The sequence below is a fragment of the Psychrobacter sp. DM8 genome, assembly GCF_051307025.1.
Lineage (GTDB): Bacteria > Pseudomonadota > Gammaproteobacteria > Pseudomonadales > Moraxellaceae > Psychrobacter.
In genome coordinates this window covers 624584-645367 of record NZ_CP195538.1, presented here as the reverse complement: position 1 = coordinate 645367, position 20784 = coordinate 624584, and the positions used below count along the sequence as shown (strand labels likewise).

Sequence of the window (20784 nt, the reverse complement as noted above, 5' to 3'; positions counted from 1 at the left end):
AAAGCTTGAGACGTCTTAACGTACAAATTTGCGTAATATCAGTAATACTAATGGCCAGCTGACGATACTCATCAGTAAAGAGAACGCAGATTGAGCGACAAACACGCCTTGGGTAAACATCTGAAGTAGCCATAAGTTGAGCTGAAATATTATAAGCGCCGCTGATGCTAACAACCAAGCGCTGCTCGTTCTAAGCTCTTTGATATAGATGCTACTTATCTTAGTAAAAAAGGCGACAACAACCGCTGCGAATGCTTGCTGACCTAAGCGCGTATCCATAAGCAAATCGGCTATAATACCAATAAGAAAAGCGGTAAAAACCCCTACGTAACGCGGCTGAAAGAGCAACCAAAATATGAGCACCATGATCATGACCATAGGACGCAAGGTTGCCATGCTTGAATTAAGGGGATAGACCACAAGTGAGGAGGCGACAACGAAGCTTGAAACGATTGCTAGTAGCAAAAGAGAGGTGGGTTGTTCAGAATCTGGATACGCCATGAGCTTACCTACATCAGTTGTATAGCAATCATTGGTTAGTGATGGCCAAAACCGCTATAAATCAGAGCAGAAGTTTATATGCTTGTTCGATACCGATTTAATTGGTGGTTGGCTGCAAAGTCTCATTAGTCGCCGCCATATTGTCTGTAGACCCTATTTCAATATTTGGCTCAGTATTTAGCGTAGCGTCCGTCTGCGGTAGTGAAAAGCGCTGAGTATCTGTCATTTTATCTTGCAAAATGAGTACATAAGCATTGTCAACGAAGTTGGCAGCGGGCGTCACCTCGATACTTCTAAAGTTATCCGCTTGCGTATCTTTTATTAAAGCAATGCGCCCGACGCGATACCCTGCTGGAATACGTCCGCCTAAACCAGATGAGATCAGCTCATCGCCCACGCGGACATCTGAGGTTTTGAACACATAATTGAGATGTAGTGCAGTCGGTATACCCTTGCCTGTGACAATAGCGCGCTGGCCAGTACGCTTGATGATGACCGCAACAGACTGCTGCTCATCGGTAATCAATAACAAGCGGCTGGTATTGGGGTAGACGTTGATGATTTGACCCAAAATACCGTCTTCGTCAATGACCGTTTGGCCCACTTGTACGCTATCTTGCTTGCCTTTATTAAGCACAACAATCTGCTTAAGCAAGTTGGTATCAGTACCAATGACCTGAGCCAGATTGAGGTCAAACTGCTCAGGCTTGGTCGTTGACAAGATACCTTGCAAGCGCGCGTTTTGCGCTAAGATATAATCTTGCTGCTGTAATTTGGCTTGTGCATGCAGTAGTTGTGATTTGAGCTGTACGTTTTCGCGGCGCAACACTTCTTTTGACTCAGTGCGACCTGACACCCAGTGCACCGCATAGCTTGGTAGTATAGATAACTCGTAAATAGGTTGCATCGCTGCATGACTGATATTACGCACAGGATTGAACCATTCTGGATTTTTGCTATCAAACCACATCAATATCAAAGCGACGATCAGTGCAATTGCAGTGATACGCAGTGACAAAGGCTGGCGAGCAAAAATACTTGGGGTCATAAGGATCTAATATCAGGTATTTAGAGCAGGGTTGATGGCATTAAAGGCAGCACAGCAGGCTACCTTTAATAAATGCTTAGTGATAGATTTAAAAAAAGCTAAAAACGTTTATACAAAAATCATATTTAGGCTTTTGTTATTGATAAATTCAAGAGCAATACCACCACCGCGGCTCACACACGTTAAAGGATCTTCGGCTACGGTCACTGGTAGACCCGTCTCTCTAGAGATAAGCTTGTCCAAATCACGTAACAGAGCGCCGCCGCCCGTCAGTACGATACCGCGCTCAGCGATGTCTGATGACAGCTCTGGCGGCGTTTGCTCAAGCGCTGCTTTTACAGCGCTGACGATACCGCTTAATGGATCGCTTAGGGCTTTTTGCACTTCTTCTGAATTGACAGTAAAGGTCTTGGGCACGCCTTCTGCCATGCTACGTCCGCGCACTTCTACTTCTAATTGGCTGTCTTCGTTGAGTGCTGAACCCACCTCTGTTTTGATACGCTCAGCAGTCGTCTCACCAATAACGCAGCCATGGGTACGGCGCACATGGGTAATAATAGCCTCATCAAACATATCACCACCGATGCGAATCGATTCGGCATACACGCAGCCTGATAGCGCGATAACTGCAATCTCTGTCGTGCCGCCACCGATATCAACGACCATAGAGCCGCTTGCTTCGTGAACGGGCATGCCAGCACCAATTGCCGCCGCCATCGGCTCCTCAAGCAGTAGTACTTTGCTTGCGCCTGCTGATGAAACTGCTTCGCGAATAGCTTTACGCTCAACCAAAGTAGATTTGCAAGGCACACAAACGACAACGTTAGGCTGCGCCATAAAACGCTTGGCCTTTACCTTTGCAATAAAGTGCTTAAGCATCTTTTGCGTGACTTCAAAATCAGCAATCACGCCATCTTTTAGCGGGCGAATAGCGGTGATATTGGCAGGCGTACGACCTAGCATTTGCTTGGCGTCAAGACCTACAGCTGCTACAGTAGGATTTTGTGTACGATTGCTACGCAAGGCGACGACGGTTGGCTCATCGAGCACAACGCCTTTGCCAGGAATAAAAATTAAAGTGTTCGCAGTACCGAGATCGATTGCGATATTATTTGATAAAAATCCAAACAGGTTCATGACTAATATATCCAGCGTCTTACGGTGAGGCGAATGAGAGGCTAAGTCGTTCTTATTGGTATTGGTCAAAGGGTTTAATGCCTTTTAACCCTTTAATTTTCTTGATGAGTCTCAAGAGTTATCGACCCAATAAGTCGAACCTAAACAACAAAGATTAAATTGGGCTAAATTATACCGATTTGGCTTAAAAAAAACAGCGCTATTTGCATCTACCTAGTAATAACATCTTGCTAAATACTAGTATCTGAACAAGATACGAGTAAATAGTAGATAAAGCACTATCATTAATCACCCAACTTTGACTGCTCATTATCATACCTTGAATGCTGGCGCATATAAACCCTTGATATTAAATCAATCTTTTAGCCTCTAAACTCCTATTAACGCAATACTCAGCTTAGGCGGCCTGACCCCTTATAAAGCTAGGCCTGTAAACCTAGGACTGTAAAGTTGGGATAGATGCTTTATAATAAACGCATATTACACCTATACCTTTATGCCTAATCCTTTGTGCCTAAGTTTATGACGCGTTTAAGGGTAGTCATTTTTGCCAGCTTTTATATCCTGTTCTTAAATCGGAGATTTTATGTCACAACAAACGCCCGAAGCTGACCTTAATAACAGCAATGTTAGCCGTCAAGAGATTATAGAAGTGGCTCGCCTAGCGCGCTTGGGTATCGATGAGGATACCGCAAGCAGTTATGCCAGTGAAATCAGTAAGGTTATGACCCTGATGCAGACGCTTGAGAGCGTTGATACTGCTGATATCAAACCGTTATCGAACATTCATGAAGTCTATCAAGACTTTCGAGCTGACATAGCCAAGCATGATATCGATCGCGCGCGTAACCAATCTGTCGCGCCAGCTGTCGAAAACGGTCTATATCTTGTGCCGCAAGTTATTGAATAAGCGGCTACTTTTTGATTTTTATCATCAACATCTACTCTCTTTAACGGACGACGACTTATGTCTGAACTTCATCTTTTAAGTACCCAGCAACTAATCACAGGTTTACAAGACAAGCAATTTAGTAGCGCAGAACTAACTGAGCACTATATCAAACGTGTACAAGCGCTAGATAACAAGGTCAATAGCTTTATCACTACGACCTCCCAGACCGCACTTGCCCAAGCAAAAGCCGCTGACGAGCTACGCGCGCAAGGAGATAAGCGAGTGCTGCTAGGCATGCCAATGGCACACAAAGATATCTTTTGTACCCAAGGCGTACTCACCACTTGCGGCTCAAAAATGCTGCATAATTTTGTCTCGCCTTATGATGCCACAATCGTCTCCAATATTGATCAGGCCGGCATGATTAGCCTGGGTAAGCTCAATATGGATGAGTTTGCAATGGGCTCAGATAATAGCAGCTCATACTACGGCAGCGTACAAAACCCTTGGAATTTAGAGCGCGTGCCAGGCGGCTCCTCTGGTGGTAGCGCCGCTGCCGTCGCCGCAGGCTTCGTCCCTGTCGCCACCGGTAGCGATACAGGTGGCTCTATTCGCCAGCCTGCCTCGTTTTGCGGACTCACCGGTATCAAACCGACTTATGGCCGCGTCTCACGCTTTGGGATGATTGCCTACGCGTCAAGTTTAGATCAAGCAGGTAGCATGGGACGTAGCGCTATGGACTGCGCATACTTGCTTCAACCTATGGTCAGCTATGACGAGCGTGATGCCACCTCAGTCAAACACGATATCCCAGACTATGTACAAGACCTCAATGAGGCTCAGGCCAAAGCAGGTGACAAACCGTTTGCCGATTTGCGTATCGGCGTGGCAAAAGAGTACTTTGGTAAAGGGCTTGATAAAGAAGTCGAGCAAACCGTCAAAGCCGCTTTGCAAAAGTACGAAGAGCTAGGTGCAACGATCGTAGAGGTCAATATCACCGATCCTGATATCACTCTTGCCACTTATTATATGCTTGCCCCTGCCGAGGCCTCCTCTAACCTATCGCGTTTCGATGGCGTGCGCTTTGGTTATCGCTGTGAGAATCCCAAAGATTTGACTGATCTCTATACGCGCTCTCGCTCTGAGGGTTTTGGTCCTGAGGTGCAGCGCCGTATCTTGACGGGGACTTATGCGCTATCGGCAGGCTATTTCGATGCTTATTATACTAAGGCGCAAAAGATTCGCCGTCTTATTATCAAAGACTTTGATGAGGCCTTTGCCAATTGTGATGTGATTGCCAGTCCCACCTCCCCGACTGCTGCTTATAAGCTCAGTGATAACCTCGACCCTGCGACGATGTATTTGGGCGATGTCTATACTATCGGGGTCAATCTGGCAGGCCTGCCCGCACTGAGCCAGCCTGTTGGTCTTACCTCTGAAGGTCTGCCTGTAGGTTTACAATTAATTGGGCAATATTGGCAAGAGAGTAAGCTGCTTGCCACCGCGCATCTGTTCCAGCAGCATACGGATCATCATTTGCAACACTCACTCATTGCCAAAGAGGGCGTATAATACGTTTATCTAGAGCTAACTCACTGACCGTATTAGCATATACGGTTTTGCATAAGCATAAATTAACGCTAATAAGGATATAAGATGACGGTTATCGAGATGTTAAAACAAGAGATCGGCTTAGATGAAAATCAGGCGCAAGCTCTAAAAGACGAGCTAAAAGCGCTAGAGGCGTTTTTTGATAAAAACTTTGAAGATAGTACATCTTTTTTTGAAGCCTTTTATGCTAAGTTTGAGGACGTCATTGCTCCGTATGGTTTTGAAAAAGGCGATGCTAAACAAGCCGAGTCTTTGATAGATAGTCTATATAGACAAGGTAAGTTTAAGATTTTGGTGACTTATATTATCCCCGCCTATTATCAAAGTGGCGGAGATAGTGACATCTTTAAAGACACTTACGAGCAGATGTTGAATCATCATTGATGCTCTAAAGTATGTGCTGCGCGCTAACCTATGTTAATGGCATTACTAGAGCTTGAGCATAAACAGCTTGATTGGTTTTAGAGAATATCGAACCTTGCGATAACAGGTTCGTTTAGCCTTGATTGCAGCGGATATCCTGCTTGGATAAGCACATTGTGAGGGCTTGGTTTTGCTATGGCTACGCGGAGCAAGAGACATGGCAAACGCTAGCCCTCGCTTTGCTTAGATGAGCAGATAGTAGCGAAAAGCGAGATGAGCTGCAAATATTGATAACAACTAACGAATAACACTTTATAGCTTAATAATTATTTATTTTAATTTTTTGATAGGATTTTACAATGGAAATGACAGAGTTTGCGCCTCGTAAAGAGCTGCTCGTCGATGGCTATGAAGTGGTCATCGGCATTGAGATTCATTGCCAGCTTAATACCGAAAGTAAGATATTCTCCAACGCGCCAACCGACTTTGGTCATGAGCCAAACTCGCAAGCGAGCATTGTCGATTTGGGGCTACCAGGTGTCTTACCTGTACTAAATAGAGGCGTATTGGATCGTGCGTTGAAATTTGGTATCGGCGTCAACGCAGAATTGGGTCTGTTCAATACCTTTGATCGTAAAAACTACTTTTATCCCGACTTGCCTAAAGGCTATCAAATCACTCAAATGGCGCACCCTATCGTCGGCAAGGGCTATATCGATGTGATCGTCAATGAAGGCGACAAAAACGAATACCCCAAACGCATGGGTATCACACGCGCGCATTTAGAAGAGGACGCGGGTAAGTCAGTGCATGATGCTGTCGATGGTATGACGGGCGTCGATCTTAATCGTGCGGGTACGCCGCTTATTGAGATTGTCTCTGAGCCTGACATGCGCTCAGCATCTGAGGCACTCGCCTACATCAAGGCCATTCATCAACTGGTCACGTGGCTGGGTATCTCGGATGCGGTGATGGCAGAAGGCTCGTTTCGCTGCGATTGCAACGTGTCGGTACGCCAGCCTGGCGGCGAGCTTGGCACACGTACTGAGCTGAAAAACCTTAATTCATTTCGATTCATTGAGCGCGCTATCAATCGTGAGATTGAGCGTCAAATCGATATTATCGAGGATGGCGGTACAGTGGTGCAGGCGACGATGCTCTATGATCCTGATCTTGATGAGACGCGTATCATGCGTACCAAAGAGAATGCTGATGACTATCGCTACTTCCCCGATCCTGATCTGACTCCTGTACGTCTCGATCAGCATACTATCGATAAGATAAAAGAAGAAATGCCTGAGCTACCTGTAGCACGTCGAACGCGGTTTGAGAATGAGCTTGAATTATCAGAATACGACGCGCGTATCTTGACGGGTAGCCGCGAGCTTGCCGATTACTTCGAAGACGTCGTTACCGAAGTTGGTACACTCAATACTAAAATGGCGGCAAACTGGGTCATGGGTGATCTGCTCGGTGCACTCAATAAAGATGATCAATACATCACAGGCTCCCCTATCAGCGCCAAGCAACTGGCGGTACTGCTGGCTCGTATCAATGATGACACGCTATCGGGCAAAATGGCAAAACAAGTCTTTAGCGCGCTATACGCCCACGAAGGCGGCAGTAGCGACGATGCGGCTGATAAGATCATCGAAGAAAAAGGTCTTAAGCAAGAGACGGATACAGGTGCTATCAAGGCTATGGTCGAAGAGGTCATCGCTAACAATGAAGCGATGGTCGATGAGTATCGCGGCGGTAAACAAAAAGCCTTTAATGGTCTGGTTGGGCAAGTGATGAAAGCCAGCCGTGGTAGCGCCAATCCGCAACAGGTCAATCAGATCCTAAAAGAGCTGCTGGCCTAAAATGTCTGCTATGCGTCAAATGTGATGGCTGTATTTGGACAAAATAAATAGCCCTTGCAATAAAAGTAAATTTGCGTAAAATAGCAGTCATTCGGGGCGTAGCGCAGTCTGGTAGCGCACTACACTGGGGGTGTAGTGGTCGCAGGTTCAAATCCTGCCGTTCCGACCAAACACAATATTAGGGCAGACCGTCATTGACCGTCTGCCCTTTTTCTATGGGCGTTTCAAACGTTATGCCCTACATAACAAGCCATCATAAAGCATGGTAATCCATGTCAAAGTGCGGTATATTTTACGGTATATTTTATACCGTCATGGAAATATACCGTCATGTCCCTAACTGATAGCCAAATCAAACGCCTTAAGCCGTCCGATACTTGCACACCTAGCCGACCTGACAAATATAGTGACGGTAATAACCTACGCCTATGGGTTCGTAGTACGGGCAGTAAGGTATGGGTATGTGACTATAAGTACGCTGATAAGCGCCAAAGCCTAACCATTGGTAAATATCCAGCAATGAGCCTTGCCGATGCTCGCCAGCGCAACCAACAGATAAAAGACCTGATAAAGCAAGGCATCAACCCTAAGCACGATAAGAAACGCTTGCAAGCCGACACTGACGGTACAAAGACGTTTGATGCCATAGCAGAACGCTGGCATGACGACCGCAAAGCCCATATTGCCCCTAAGACCTATAGCCGTGATTATTCACAGTACCAGCGCGATATTAAGCCTTTCATTGGTCACATGAACATAGAGGACATAACCGCGCCTGATGTTTTAGCCATTGGTAAAGCTATCGAAACGAGGGGCGCACCCGATATGGCAAGGCGTGCAATGCGTCAAACAGGGCAGATATTCAAGCAAGCCATACGTGAGGGCTTAGTAACTCATAACCCAGCCAACGACCTAACCATAGCCTTAAAACCGCATAAGGTTAAGCATCATAGCCGTGTGACTAGCCAGCAGTTACCTAAACTACTTCAAGACATTGATGCCTATGGTGGTGATTTACTGGTGAAGCTAGGCTTTTGGTTCTTGTGCTATACGTTCGTGCGGACGCAAGAATTGCGCTTTATGGAATGGAGCGAGATAGACTATCAAGCCAAAATATGGCGCATACCAGCCGACAAGATGAAAATGGATAGACCGCACCTAGTACCGCTTGCCCCTCAAGTAATGGCAATTTTAGAGCAGATTAAACAGCTAGGACTTTCGGACAAGTATGTGTTCTTTAATACCACAACCCGTAAGCCATATAGTGAAAACGCATTTATCACTGCCCTATGGCGCATGGGCTATAAAGGGCGTATGACAGGGCACGGCTTCCGTGGACTTGCCAGCACCACATTGCATGAACTGGAGTTTATGCACGAAGCTATAGAGCTGCAACTGGCACATGAGAAAGAGAACAAAGTAAGCAAAGCATACAACGGGGCGCAGCACTTAAAATATAGAACAGACATGATGCACCAGTGGGCAAACTTCATTGATGATGCCTACGCTGGCAAGATTGATAACGTCATTCACGGTAACTTCAAACAACAAGCACAGAAGCATGGGTAACGCCATGTGACAACGACCATGCAAGGCTAGGGGTTGCTCCCGAACGACAGCTATTCACACCCTTATGCTGTCACTGCCTTGCACCTACTTTGATTTAAGGGTGTAAGGGTGTGATATATGGCATTAACACATAAATATAATTGTGAGGATTCAAGCTATATAAACGTTCGTTTTTTTCTTTACTTTATAGCTTATAAGCAACGTTGTTCAATAGTTGAAGTAGTAGAGTGGTTACTGACCGAAAAATTTGAGAACACTATTAACCCTTATGAAATAGATGAAGAAACTGGGGTTTATAAAACGTCAGATGACTTATGTGAAGTTAATGATAATATCCTTAAAAGAATTCTTGAGTGCGGTTTAGTTGGTTTTATAGTTGATATTGAAAGCGAAGAAAGGAAATGCATTACAAAGCTTCATTACAAGATTGATGCTTTAAATAGAAACAGTATTTTGAAAAAAATCAGTTTGAACTTCTATCAAGCAAAAGACTTTTCTTATACGCTTAATCATGACGATATTGTAACGTCAACAACTAAAGACGAAACTGATACCACTGATAAGCTCATTAATGACTATAAAGAGCTTATTAAAGAATGTGGGTTAGTTATTGATAAACTGAAAGGTACGATTGAAAAACAAGAAAAGGAAATATCCGAAGTCATAGCAAAGCAGGGCTATTTAGACCCTAGTAATAAGTATTTTTCTATAGAGATGAAGTTATGCCACGATACTTGGAATCATTGCTATAACAATGGAAAGGTATCACTACAAGCCAATTCAAAAAAAGTAGAGGACTACTTGAGTACTTACCCTGATTTTAAAGTTAATAGCAATGCAATAGACCGAGTAACAACTATTGTAAACCCCAAGAAAAAATTGATTGCTGGCAAGTAGATTCTTTAGTAATAACTGCAATTCATACATAAGGGGGCGAACTATTTTTCATTCACCCCCTTACGACCCCCTACCCACTTACTCATAAGATGAACCGTACAAGACAAGCCATTACATAGTGTAGTGGCACGTAGTACGGAGTCATTGACATGACACAGCACACCACCACAGATAATCCCGTTATCGCTTTCACTGATGACACATCAAACAGCATTGAGCAAATAGCCGAAAGCCTACACATCAAATATTTACCACCGCAAGGCATGAGCCGTGCCAGCCAGCTAATACCATTCTTACCGTTTGGTAGCAGTACCTTATGGGCATGGTCACGCGATGGACGCTTCCCAGCACCAATCAAGCTATCCCCTACTATGACGGCATGGCGCAATGCTGATGTTATCGAGTGGCTGGAAAGTCACACCTCAATTACTAGCGAGGAGGTGTAAGCCATGACTACTACAGCAACCGCACCCGTTACCAATGAGCAAGCACCCAAGACCCACATAGAGATAATCAGAACGCACCTAATGACAGGCGCAACTATCACTATATGGGACTCTATCCGCCTTTATAGAATTACAAGTCTAGCCCCTCGCATATATGACTTACGAGCGGAAGGACTGCTCATTCAAAGTGAAATGGTCAAGCATAACAATAAGTGGTTTGCAGTCTATTGGCTCGATGAACATACCTTACTTGACAGTGAGTTATCTAATATCGAGGTGACCCCATGAGCATAACCGAACCATTGGAAGTATTAGAGCCACGCCTAGTGGCAGTGGACACTTACACGCTATGCCATGTGGACGACTACATACAAGACGTATCGAACGATTGTGAAAGCCTTGCTTATGCCTTGAACCTGATAGAAACCAGCGACCCAGCAAGCAAAGGCGTGATTGTGGCGGTACGTTCTGCGCTACTGGCACACAGTGAACATGCCAGCAAAATGAGTGCGGACATCATGGGCAAGCTAATCACACAAGACGAGGTATCAATCAATGAGTAATCAAATATCAGTATCAGCCGACCAGTTAGAAAGTATCAATGAGCAGATAGTGCTACTCGATATTGATACCAGTCATCTAGCAATGGCATTGCAAGCCGTGCAAGTGGAGTGCGCGGTATCAAGAGGCGTTATTAATACCGTTATAACTGCGCTAAGAGCTGCGTCAAAGTCGCTAGAGGGCATTACTGACGAATTAGATTATATGCTGACCACAGCAAAGCAGGAGGTAGCAGACCATGAGTGATAATACTAGAACCAATCCAAAGCCCCAGCACGGGGCACAGGCTGGCAAGCGTGGCTTACTGCTAAGGTTTACTATCTTTATGGCATGGGTGGCTGGCATTGGCTTACTACTGTCATTGGTGACTTGCAAGCCAGCCAGCGCAAAACAGATTGCAACCGATGATAACAGCGGTTACTATATAGACCTCTCGAAACTTATTAGCGGTCATGCCAGCCGTAATCCTTTGGCTTTTTTTGTGCCTGATAACAGCGTAGATTCTCAAGTCTATTCTAATTATTCAAGCGCAGTCCTAAAAGTGCAGTTAAGCACAACAAGGGCGCAATCCCTCATAACTTTGGTAACTCAATTACCAATCAATTATGACGAGTTGACACTGCAAAATAAAAGAGCCGAAAGGCGAATATGCAGGGCGGTTTCTAATAAGACCGAGAGTAAGACTTGTCTTACCCCTTTTTTATCAAAGGGAAAGACGCAACCTCAAAACTTATTAGGAGCTATCCATCATGGGTAATTCAATCCGCACGACCTCAAACACTCAAAACACCCCTACACTAGCCACATTCAAAGCTGGTGACAGTGTTCTATGCCCATCATTAAGCTTTACCTCGTTTGTACTAACAGCCGACCCATACGGCAAGCGTGACCTATTGGCACTTACTCACGATGGCAGCAACATCTACTACGATGATAAAGGTTACTTTGTGCCGTCATGCGACAAAGAAACAGGCGATTATCAGCCGTCATTATTCCAAGACACGCCAGCCAACCGCCAAGCAATAGCCATGCTATACAGTGGCAACCAAACCAATCACCGTACAGTGATAGACACCACCGAAGCAGACGACAAAATAGTCATCACTATGTCATCACATGGTTTATCACATATCGCTAGTGATATTCATGGTGCAAGCAATGCCCTACATGATGTTGGTTATCTGCTAGGACTTATTTACTACGGCAAGATAGAGGGGGAAGCCGTTAAGTCTATGGCACGTTTGGCACATGATGCTACTAACACATGGGAGGACATACTCCGCACTCAACTGGATATTATTAACGAACCCCTAGCAATGACTGGTTACAGCAAATTAGGGGCAGATAATGAGTAATTTAATCCGTTCAAATCGACCCTTAAATGCTCATTGTGAGCCGTCAAAAATTATTCCCTATGTCCCGTTACAGCCGAAAATAAATGAGTTTTTAGCTGGTTATTTTCACCCTTTGAAAAGCGTGTTTTTTAGGCTGGCAGGTACTACAAAACTTGCCATTATTTGCAGCATGTGGAGGGTTCAATTATGAAGCTTTACCCACAGCCAAAACAAAGCCGTAAGTATGCCAAGCGTAAGAGCTACTACAAGAAGTATAGAGAGCAGCGCAAGCCGAACCAGTCGCAAGCAAGGGGGAACAGATGACCACCACACCACAAACAGCCACCCATGAAAAAGCCCGTGCATTTAGCACAGGCTTTACAGTGGTAATGAATAGTTTTGATGCAGTCACACGGCAAGGACTGGTAAACGATAAGCTATTACTTAAACTATTTGACCTACTACCGCCTAATAGCTTGCTCAACGTCACTGATAATCTTACTACAAATGAAGGTAAAGTAGAACTAACCGCTGGCACGATAGCCCTACGATTGACCGATAAACAAAGCAATATTGTAGGCGCGGTATTCTATACGCCAAACAGCAAAGCAAAGCCCATTGTCATTGACCCTACAGGGTATGGCGCTATCGTCATTGGTGACACTAACAAAGGCAGTGAGGTGATAGCGTTTGATGACTTAGAAAACGGCATAGATGCTTATGCGTGCCTGATGGCAAGTGATAAGACTATTATTGTTAGCCCTCAAAAGACAAACCAGCACCTTAAAAAGATGGTGCAGCATTGGAGCAGCACCGCGCCCGTTACCGTACCTATGACACTTGATAACAAGGGCTTAATAAACTCATTGGCAGGTGTGAAAGCTCAAGCACTGGTTACCGTAGCTGATATGGTCACGATGCTACAAGATGACAGTTATGAGGCAATACTGGCAGCTGATGACACCCAGCTAATCAATTTACAAGATACTGCCTACTATCCCGAATGGCGCGATGACCCACAGCTTAACGCGCCTATGATGCATGATGACGGACGTTTTGAGCTATACCATGACGGACTGTTTTTTGTGAAGTATAACGATGACGACCCAGCAAACATAACCTTTAAGTTTAAGGCGTTTGTTTGTTCACCGATTGAGATTATCGCTAAGACTAGGGACACAAGCAGCGGTACATGGGGGCGGTTATTGCAATGGCGTGATGATGATAGCGTGCTACATACGTGGTCAATGCCTTTATCACTACTACAAGGTGATGCCCGTGAGTATCGTAGAGAGCTAGCCAGTCAAGGATTGAGCATTACCACCAATGGCAAACAGCGCAGCTACTTAGACACCTATATTCAAGACTACCCCATTCACAAACGGGCATTATGTGTTGATAAGCTAGGCTGGCATGGTGAGCAATATATATTACCTGATGGTGCAATAGGCAGCGATGGTAGGCAGTTAATCGTCTATCAGTCTGCCCATGCAATCAACAGCACCATAGCCCAGCAAGGCACACTAGAACAATGGCGTGATGAGCTATGCAAACCATTAGCCGAACAGAGCCGTTTTGTTTTCTCTATTGCTTGCGCGTTTGCTGGTCAATTACTGGAATTACTCGATGATGACGGTGGTGGTTTTCATATCGTAGGTTCATCAACTATGGGTAAATCATTATCACTAAAAGTAGCAGCTAGTGTATGGGGCAAGCCTGACAGCTATACTAAAACATGGCGCAGCACTGATAACGCCTTAGAGGGCACAGCAAGCGAGCATAACGATAGCTTTTTACCACTTGATGAAATCAGTGAGGGCGACCCTAAAGTAGTTGGTAAAGTCGTTTACATGCTGGCTAATGGCCAAGGAAAAGGGAGGAGTACCACCACGGGGCACAATCGCATAGCCAAAAAGTGGCGCATTATCTTCCTATCTAATGGCGAAAAAACCATACAGCAAGAAATGGCAGTAACAGGACAGAAAACCAATGCAGGTATAGAGGTTCGGATAGCACATATTGATGCTGATGCTGGGGCTGGTAATGACTTAAGGACGTTTGATAGTTTGGTACTGGCAGAAACAGGCGCAGCACAAGCCGATAAAATCAAAGACCTATATTATAGATACTACGGTGTGGCTGGCATGGCATGGTTAGAACATATCACTACTGACAAAGCCGCGACCACAGCAACAGCCAAGCAGCTTGTAAATGACTTTATGAGCAACTACAGCGACCTTGCCCCACAAGCGCATAGAGTGGCTAAAAGGTTCGCTATTGTGGCTGCTGCTGGTGAGATGGCAACACTGGCAGGTATTACAGGCTGGCAAGCAGGACAAGCAACCACCGCCGTTATGACATGCTTAGATAATTGGCTTGATAACTATGGACGTGATGGTGAGCATGAGCAGCGCCAAACCATAGACCATATCAAGGCGTTTATTGAACAGCATGGCAGTAGTCGCTTTCAACCTTGTTATAGAAACACGCGCTTAGACTTTGAGGAAAGAACTCCCAACCGTGTAGGCTATCGCAATATGGAAACAGGGGACTATTATTTTTCTAAAGAAACTTTTGACAAAGTATGTGCGCCCTTTAGCAAAAAGAAAGTCTTACAAGTATTAGAGGAAGCCGACTTGTTATTACTTAATCAAGGTGACCGTAAAACCTATAAAACACCTGATACTTTATTTAGTGGCAAGCAACGCCCATCTGTTTACGCGGTTACTGCTGATATACTTTGTTGTGAACCTACTAAAACGACTGGGACAGACGGGACGGACGGGACAGGCTATATGCAGCAAGGGATTGCGCTGTCCCATTGCTAAAAACCATAACGGGACGAACGGGACAGGATTTTGCATTTTAGCTTTTCTGTCCCGTCTGTCCCATTGCTAAAAACGATAACGGGACGGCTAAAAGCCATGCTACATAAGGGCTGTCCCGTCTGTCCCGCTTGTCCCATGCAAAAAACTAAGGTACAGCAAAAATAATCAAAGGTAGGCGTTTATCGTCTGCCTTTTTTGTTTTGACTAACTCTATATATGTGCCACATACAATCGTAACTTGTTATCTATTATCCAAAAGTTTACAATCAATTATAAGTTTTCTAATAATTTACCCCCATGATTGATATTAACCAAACCGAACAATTTAGACGCTGGCTTCATAAGCTCAAAGACCCATTGGGTAAAGTTGGCATATTGGCACGTATCAAGCGAGCACAAGGTGGCAATTTTGGTGACTATAAGCCCTTAGCCAACACAAACGGTATCTATGAGATGCGAATATTTAAGGGCAACGGTTACCGCGTTTATTATGCCAAGCAAGGCGATACCCTCTATCTATTATTGATAGGAGGCAGCAAAGACAGCCAAGCAAGCGACATTGATAAGGCTTGTACACTATGGCAACAAGTAAAGAATGAAACAGAGGAGTACCCCCATGACCGATACTAAAATCAGTCGTTTTGATGTAGCAGAGTACCTAACAGATGAAACCCTTGTTAATGCTTACTTGAATGAAGCATTGAGCGATGGCGCATCTAGTGACTTTATCCAAGCATTAAACGATGTTGCACGCGCAAAAGGCATGAATGAGTTGGCAGAAAAGACAGGCATAAGACGCGAAAGTCTTTATAAAACCTTGCAGTCCGAAAAGCCCCGTTTTGACACTATGATGAAAATCATTGACGGCATGGGCTTACAAGTCACTTTAACCCCTAAAACCGAACCTTTTGTAGAGGCTTAAGTGGTTAGAGGATAGCCAATGACAAACTTCACCAAACTAGACGACTACCTAGCAGCCATGCCAGCCGATAGACAGCAAGTCATCAATGACAAAGCTAGATGCTTAAGCCAGTCTATTGAGTTAGGCAGACTACAGCCGAGAGATAACACTGGGCAATCCGAGCTTGATAGGACACCCTCACCCAATGGGTGAACCTAAGCCAATACCAAAAGGTGTACGTCTAGCGTATGCCTTTTTTTGTACCTGATTAAAAGACGAAAGGCGCACATTAATACCACTCTCAAGGTGCGAATATTACGCACCAAGAGCGTTTAGCAAAACAACCCCATGAAAGAAAGTTGCAAGTCGATTTTAGTATCAGCAAATTGCAGTAATATACTTAAGAGGCTGGCTTGAGATAAACCCAAAATTGGTTCTATCTAGTTTTGCGAGTAAGTGCGAGCTGATGCAGTGGCTTTTGGTGCCAATAATTGCACTACTGGAGCAGACAAGATGCGCTATAAGCTGGCATGATTGCCAATGGCGCGAATGAAATAAACACCAACTGTGGGAATTAGATAAGACCCCATACGCAATAAAACGCACAAAACACGCATCATAAACGCAGCTATAAATTGCCTATATTTAGACAATCACAACCAATGATGCACGATGTATGCAAAGAAAGTGCAAGAGATACGCTTAAGATAAGCGCGACCTTTGCATAAGCGTTTACTCAGTAAGTGACGAGATACGCCCAAGATTGAGCGCATCTATTTAGCACACTCGCCAATGGTGGTTATCCTCAAATTGAGGGTATCTAAATGTGAGGTGATGCAAAGAAAACGCAATACATATGCGCGATATTTGCACCTATTTTGCACGGCTTAAAATGCTATTAATCACGCGCGTGCAGTCATTAGCAATTTAACCCCATGCAAACAAAGTGCAAGTATAAAAAAGTACGCCTAAGTTGCTAGCATGTTGATAATAATGATGACCCTAATAACCATAACCTATCGTCTGTTATCTTTACTTTTTACAGCCAAATGAGGGCTAAAAGCTAAGTGACTTTTGCATAATGCGGTATATTTTGCGGTATATTTTATTTCCATAAAACATAAATCCTTTAGTACCAATGCTTACAGCCAATACTTTACTTCCTGCCGTTCCGACCAAATATAGTAGTTAGACAGAAAAGCCAATCATTGTTTTAAATGATTGGCTTTTTTTGTGGGCAAAATTTTATTAGTTTATGGTTTCATAAGAAAAAAATAGTTTAAACTTAGTCAAAGGTAAAACCAATTGATTAAAAGGAATAATCATGCAAAATATCATGATGATTCATGACCACAAAGCTATTATCAAATATAACCCTGAGCTAGGTTTATTTCGAGGTGAATTTGTCGGACTTAATGGCGGTGCTGACTTTTATGGTGACAGTGTTCAGGCACTAGAAAACGAAGGCGAACAGTCTTTACAAACCTTTTTGAACGTCTGTCAAGAAAACGGTATTGAGCCTAAATCAGTGGATTACTGATACATTTGAAGGTCATTAGTAACAAAAGAATGCCGTAAGGACTATGCAAGACTTGGATTAACGACATCTATTCATACCCTGTCGCCGTCATTGCCTTGCGTCTATTTTGATTTGATGGTGTAGGAGTGTAAGTTGTGAGCAATACCGATATAGCGTTAAGCTTTGATACTGCAGAATATTATAGTTTGCATGAAGCTTGTGACTATTTAAATAGAAAGTTTGAAACCGATAACATAACGCCAAAAAAATTACTTAAAAGAATTTATGAGTTTGATTTAGACGCTTATATTTATGGTAGAGGGTTTTATTTGATGGGAAGTCACTATCTTGATGAAGACAAGTTAGACTTTTTAGATGAATTAGACAAAAACAGTGAAGATTATCAAACCTATACAACACAAATAGATCTATATTTATTTTTTTGCGATGTAAAGCCTTCGTTAACTTGCAAGGAATTAGGCGTTTTTATTCAGCTAAGCCACAGAATGATTAGTAACTTACTTCTATTGGGACGAACTGAAATTAGTGACGAATGGGCAGATATTGAGGGCTTGTTACCACACAATAGACTAAACGCTAACCCAAAAGATGTAGAAGAGTTTCTTTTGCCTAGTGACAGACCTAGTACATATCGAGGTGAAGACTACCAATTTGATAAAATAAAAGTGAGAGAAAGTAGTTATCAGCCGATACTACCTAAAGAGAGCATCGAAGAGTACGGACTTGAAAAAGCACTATCAAGAATTAATATGAAGGTATTAGATTACTACCATCTAGAAGATTATCAGATAGATTATTACGAAGGGGTTAATAGTACCTTTAACAACAAAGAAACGTATGCACTCAACCTAGAAGCAACGTCTGATGATGTTTTGATTTTGCACAAAGATTTAGAGCTATTGGAAAGTCTCATTATTGAAAACAAACCTGCAGTAGAAAAAACAGAAATATTATTCAAGAAAAAGGGAGTTAGCCCAAGGCTATTGAAAGCTAGAATGATTGCTGATGCACATGCACAGTATTTGTGGTCAAAAGACCATGATAAAAAAATAAGAATTGGTGAAATGTGTGAACTTGTTTGGAGTTATCTAATTGATACGGGACACGGTGAAATGCTTCCTGAAAGAAAATCTACTTTGAAGAACTGGCTTAGCTCTATACCCCAATATGCTAGTGAGGCTGGCAGACCACAATCATAATTTAAATATATCTCAACCTAAGTTAATCTATATAAACATAGGTTAAGAGAATTTTCTTAGACTACCCCACCACATACCATAGAACCATGTTGAAAGCCGTAGCACACCGTTACGGCTGACATGGAGATGTAAAAATGACAAAGCAAAAAAACCCTGTTATCGCTTTTATTGATAACACAAACCATCCAACCTCACCAACTAAAAAACCATTCGACAAACCACCAAAATGGTCATTTACCATATTAAAGTTTTTGCTAGTGATTCTAGTACCTTTGCTATCGAATTCGCCTGATATTCAGCTTAACTTTTACGTGATTAATATCATATTCTAAGTATAGAGAACCTAATAAGAAAGTCAGCTATAGATATCAGTGGCTGACTATTATTATGCTACAGTGTGATATAACTAGTCTGAGATTATAAAATGAACACTAATAATCAAAATACTATCAATTTAGACAATATCGACATTATTACTCACAAATTTACTGGTGATGAGCTTGGTGATTTATTGCTAGCCAGTGTGCAGCAAATGAAGGAAGGTGACAGTATTAAAACTCACGAAGTCACTGTTAGCAAGGCAAACGTCAACCTTCATGCTCAACCATAACTTTATTAAGCCTAAGATAGTATTTTTCCTCAAACACAAAAAAAGCCAGCCCTTAAGTCTAAGAGTGAACTGACCCCCATAAGTTGGACACCACTTATGGGGGTTATTTTATGCGTTACGATCTAGACTTTAAGATCAAAGTCATTGCATACTACAAACAAGGACATAGTAGCAGTGCGACAGGTGAAAAGTTTTCTGTAAATCCAAGGTTTGTCAGCAAATGGACTGAACAATATCAACATGGCGGTATAGACGCCATTAAACCTAAGACCAGTAAAACTAAATACAATAGTGAGTTTAAGTATAAAGTGCTCGCTGTAATGTTAGCAGAAGGACTAAGTCAATCTGAAACTGCCCTTAGGTTTACTATCAGCTCACCTGCACTTATTAGCCACTGGCATAAAGCCTACCGCCTCTACGGTATGTCTGGACTCATATCCAAATATAAAGGTAGTACTATGGCATCTCCTATCACAGACAAACCTGATAATGAAAAGACCTTAGCAGAGCTCAAGCGTGAGAATGAGTATTTACGAGCGGAGAACGCCTATCTAAAAAAGCTCGATGCCTTGCTCAAGGAAAGGAAACAAGCCGCGATAAAGCAAGGCTCATCGAAGGACTAAGGCAGCAATATGCGTTATCTGACTTACTGACCATAGCAAAGCTTGCAAGGAGTAGTTTCTACTATCATAGAGCACAGCTTTGGAGTGAAGATAAATACGCCGATCTCAAACAGCGTATCAGTGATATCTATCATCACCATAAAGGTCGGTATGGCTACCGTCGAATCACCCAAGCACTCAAGAATGAGGGTTTAATTCATAACCATAAACTGATTGCCAGGCTCATGGGACAGCTTAAGCTGACTGCCAGAATCAGAAGGCAAAAGTATCGATCCTACAAAGGACAGTGCGGCGTCATAGCTAAGAATAGAGTCAAGCGCAAGTTCAGGGCGAGTGCGCCTAATCGCAGATGGTTTACTGACATTACTGAGTTTAAAGTGGGCGGTGATAAGTTGTATCTGTCTCCTATACTAGATTGCTATAACAATGAGATCATCAGTTATACGCTCTCAAGACGACCGGTATATGACTTAGTGAAACAGATGCTAGATGGTGCGCTTAAAGGTATACCTAAAAAACGCAAGGAGGAGTTGACACTGCATTCAGATCAAGGCTGGCATTATCAGATGAAGCCGTTTGCAAAGTCGCTTAAAGCGAATCATATTAAGCAAAGTATGAGCAGTAAGGGCAATTGCTTGGACAATGCATTGATGGAAGGCTTCTTCGGTACGCTTAAGTGTGAGACGATTTATATTGAGAAACCAGAAACTATTGAAGCGTTAGAGAAACAGATTCATGAGTATATTCACTATTACAATCATGAGCGTATTCAGCTAAAACTAAAAGGACTAAGCCCTGTACAGTACAGAACTCAGTCCTTGTTATAAACTTAAACCGTCCAAGTTTCGGGGGTCAGTTCAGA

General features: G+C 43.3%; 23 protein-coding genes and 1 tRNA gene. 21 read left to right on the top strand and 3 right to left on the bottom strand.

The features are described from left to right. Nucleotides 1-15: 15 nt before the first annotated feature. The 3 genes from mreD to ACR64J_RS02810 all read right to left on the bottom strand — a co-directional run bounded on the left by mreD (nt 16) and on the right by ACR64J_RS02810 (nt 2695). A complete protein-coding gene (gene mreD, locus ACR64J_RS02820) occupies nt 16-501 on the bottom strand; it encodes a rod shape-determining protein MreD (protein ID WP_317200598.1) in 486 nt (161 codons plus the stop codon). Between the two features lie 97 nt (nt 502-598). Next, nucleotides 599-1549, bottom strand: a complete 951-nt coding sequence (gene mreC, locus ACR64J_RS02815; protein WP_435950366.1) for a rod shape-determining protein MreC — start codon at nt 1547-1549, stop codon at nt 599-601. Nucleotides 1550-1657: 108 nt separating this feature from the next. Beyond that, on the bottom strand, nt 1658-2695 hold the full coding sequence (locus tag ACR64J_RS02810; RefSeq protein ID WP_317200661.1) for a rod shape-determining protein: 1038 nt from the start codon (nt 2693-2695) through the stop codon (nt 1658-1660). A 577-nt stretch (nt 2696-3272) separates the two neighbouring features. Between ACR64J_RS02810 and gatC the strand changes: the two genes are divergently transcribed. The 21 genes from gatC to ACR64J_RS02705 all read left to right on the top strand — a co-directional run bounded on the left by gatC (nt 3273) and on the right by ACR64J_RS02705 (nt 20749). Continuing rightward, a complete protein-coding gene (gatC, locus tag ACR64J_RS02805) occupies nt 3273-3596 on the top strand; it encodes an Asp-tRNA(Asn)/Glu-tRNA(Gln) amidotransferase subunit GatC (protein WP_435950365.1) in 324 nt (107 codons plus the stop codon). A 57-nt stretch (nt 3597-3653) separates the two neighbouring features. Then, nucleotides 3654-5150: an Asp-tRNA(Asn)/Glu-tRNA(Gln) amidotransferase subunit GatA gene (gatA, locus tag ACR64J_RS02800; RefSeq protein WP_435950364.1), complete on the top strand. Its 1497-nt coding sequence runs from the start codon at nt 3654-3656 to the stop codon at nt 5148-5150. Between the two features lie 84 nt (nt 5151-5234). After that, entirely contained in the window at nt 5235-5573 is a 339-nt protein-coding gene (locus ACR64J_RS02795; RefSeq protein WP_435950363.1) for a hypothetical protein, read from the top strand. 344 nt (nt 5574-5917) lie between these two features. Beyond that, a complete protein-coding gene (gene gatB / locus ACR64J_RS02790; RefSeq protein ID WP_435951012.1) occupies nt 5918-7414 on the top strand; it encodes an Asp-tRNA(Asn)/Glu-tRNA(Gln) amidotransferase subunit GatB in 1497 nt (498 codons plus the stop codon). A gap of 92 nt (nt 7415-7506) precedes the next feature. After that, a tRNA-Pro gene (locus ACR64J_RS02785) sits at nt 7507-7583 on the top strand. Between the two features lie 161 nt (nt 7584-7744). Continuing rightward, nucleotides 7745-8983 (top strand): tyrosine-type recombinase/integrase, encoded by a 1239-nt coding sequence (locus ACR64J_RS02780; RefSeq protein ID WP_435950362.1) that lies wholly within the window; start codon nt 7745-7747, stop codon nt 8981-8983. A gap of 117 nt (nt 8984-9100) precedes the next feature. Further along, the gene (locus ACR64J_RS02775; protein ID WP_435950361.1) at nt 9101-9880 is read left to right on the top strand and encodes a hypothetical protein; all 780 of its coding nucleotides are present in this window, start codon (nt 9101-9103) and stop codon (nt 9878-9880) included. A gap of 149 nt (nt 9881-10029) precedes the next feature. Next, nucleotides 10030-10326: a helix-turn-helix transcriptional regulator gene (locus tag ACR64J_RS02770; protein ID WP_435950360.1), complete on the top strand. Its 297-nt coding sequence runs from the start codon at nt 10030-10032 to the stop codon at nt 10324-10326. A gap of 3 nt (nt 10327-10329) precedes the next feature. Next, on the top strand, nt 10330-10614 hold the full coding sequence (locus ACR64J_RS02765; protein WP_201530702.1) for a helix-turn-helix domain-containing protein: 285 nt from the start codon (nt 10330-10332) through the stop codon (nt 10612-10614). Next, complete coding sequence (locus ACR64J_RS02760) at nt 10611-10889, top strand: hypothetical protein (RefSeq protein ID WP_435950359.1); 279 nt, start codon at nt 10611-10613, stop codon at nt 10887-10889. The genes ACR64J_RS02765 and ACR64J_RS02760 overlap by 4 nt, the downstream gene beginning before the upstream one ends. Beyond that, on the top strand, nt 10882-11133 hold the full coding sequence (locus ACR64J_RS02755; RefSeq protein WP_435950358.1) for a hypothetical protein: 252 nt from the start codon (nt 10882-10884) through the stop codon (nt 11131-11133). Before ACR64J_RS02760 ends, ACR64J_RS02755 begins: the two co-directional genes overlap by 8 nt. After that, nucleotides 11126-11644 carry a hypothetical protein gene (locus ACR64J_RS02750; protein WP_435950357.1) on the top strand — a complete coding sequence of 173 codons (519 nt, stop codon included), beginning with the start codon at nt 11126-11128 and terminating at the stop codon, nt 11642-11644. The genes ACR64J_RS02755 and ACR64J_RS02750 overlap by 8 nt, the downstream gene beginning before the upstream one ends. Beyond that, complete coding sequence (locus ACR64J_RS02745; RefSeq protein WP_435950356.1) at nt 11637-12242, top strand: hypothetical protein; 606 nt, start codon at nt 11637-11639, stop codon at nt 12240-12242. Before ACR64J_RS02750 ends, ACR64J_RS02745 begins: the two co-directional genes overlap by 8 nt. A gap of 299 nt (nt 12243-12541) precedes the next feature. Continuing rightward, the gene (locus ACR64J_RS02740; protein ID WP_435950355.1) at nt 12542-15049 is read left to right on the top strand and encodes a DUF927 domain-containing protein; all 2508 of its coding nucleotides are present in this window, start codon (nt 12542-12544) and stop codon (nt 15047-15049) included. A 297-nt stretch (nt 15050-15346) separates the two neighbouring features. Then, the gene (locus ACR64J_RS02735) at nt 15347-15679 is read left to right on the top strand and encodes a type II toxin-antitoxin system RelE/ParE family toxin (RefSeq protein WP_435950354.1); all 333 of its coding nucleotides are present in this window, start codon (nt 15347-15349) and stop codon (nt 15677-15679) included. Next, nucleotides 15666-15971 carry an addiction module antidote protein gene (locus ACR64J_RS02730; protein WP_435950353.1) on the top strand — a complete coding sequence of 102 codons (306 nt, stop codon included), beginning with the start codon at nt 15666-15668 and terminating at the stop codon, nt 15969-15971. The genes ACR64J_RS02735 and ACR64J_RS02730 overlap by 14 nt, the downstream gene beginning before the upstream one ends. A gap of 1303 nt (nt 15972-17274) precedes the next feature. Continuing rightward, on the top strand, nt 17275-17490 hold the full coding sequence (locus tag ACR64J_RS02725) for a hypothetical protein (RefSeq protein WP_435950352.1): 216 nt from the start codon (nt 17275-17277) through the stop codon (nt 17488-17490). Between the two features lie 134 nt (nt 17491-17624). After that, on the top strand, nt 17625-18689 hold the full coding sequence (locus tag ACR64J_RS02720; RefSeq protein ID WP_435950351.1) for a hypothetical protein: 1065 nt from the start codon (nt 17625-17627) through the stop codon (nt 18687-18689). Between the two features lie 424 nt (nt 18690-19113). Further along, nucleotides 19114-19299: a hypothetical protein gene (locus ACR64J_RS02715; protein ID WP_435950350.1), complete on the top strand. Its 186-nt coding sequence runs from the start codon at nt 19114-19116 to the stop codon at nt 19297-19299. 110 nt (nt 19300-19409) lie between these two features. Further along, nucleotides 19410-19922 (top strand): helix-turn-helix domain-containing protein, encoded by a 513-nt coding sequence (locus tag ACR64J_RS02710; protein WP_435949055.1) that lies wholly within the window; start codon nt 19410-19412, stop codon nt 19920-19922. Next, on the top strand, nt 19910-20749 hold the full coding sequence (locus ACR64J_RS02705) for an IS3 family transposase (protein ID WP_435951011.1): 840 nt from the start codon (nt 19910-19912) through the stop codon (nt 20747-20749). Before ACR64J_RS02710 ends, ACR64J_RS02705 begins: the two co-directional genes overlap by 13 nt. Nucleotides 20750-20784: the final 35 nt, after the last annotated feature.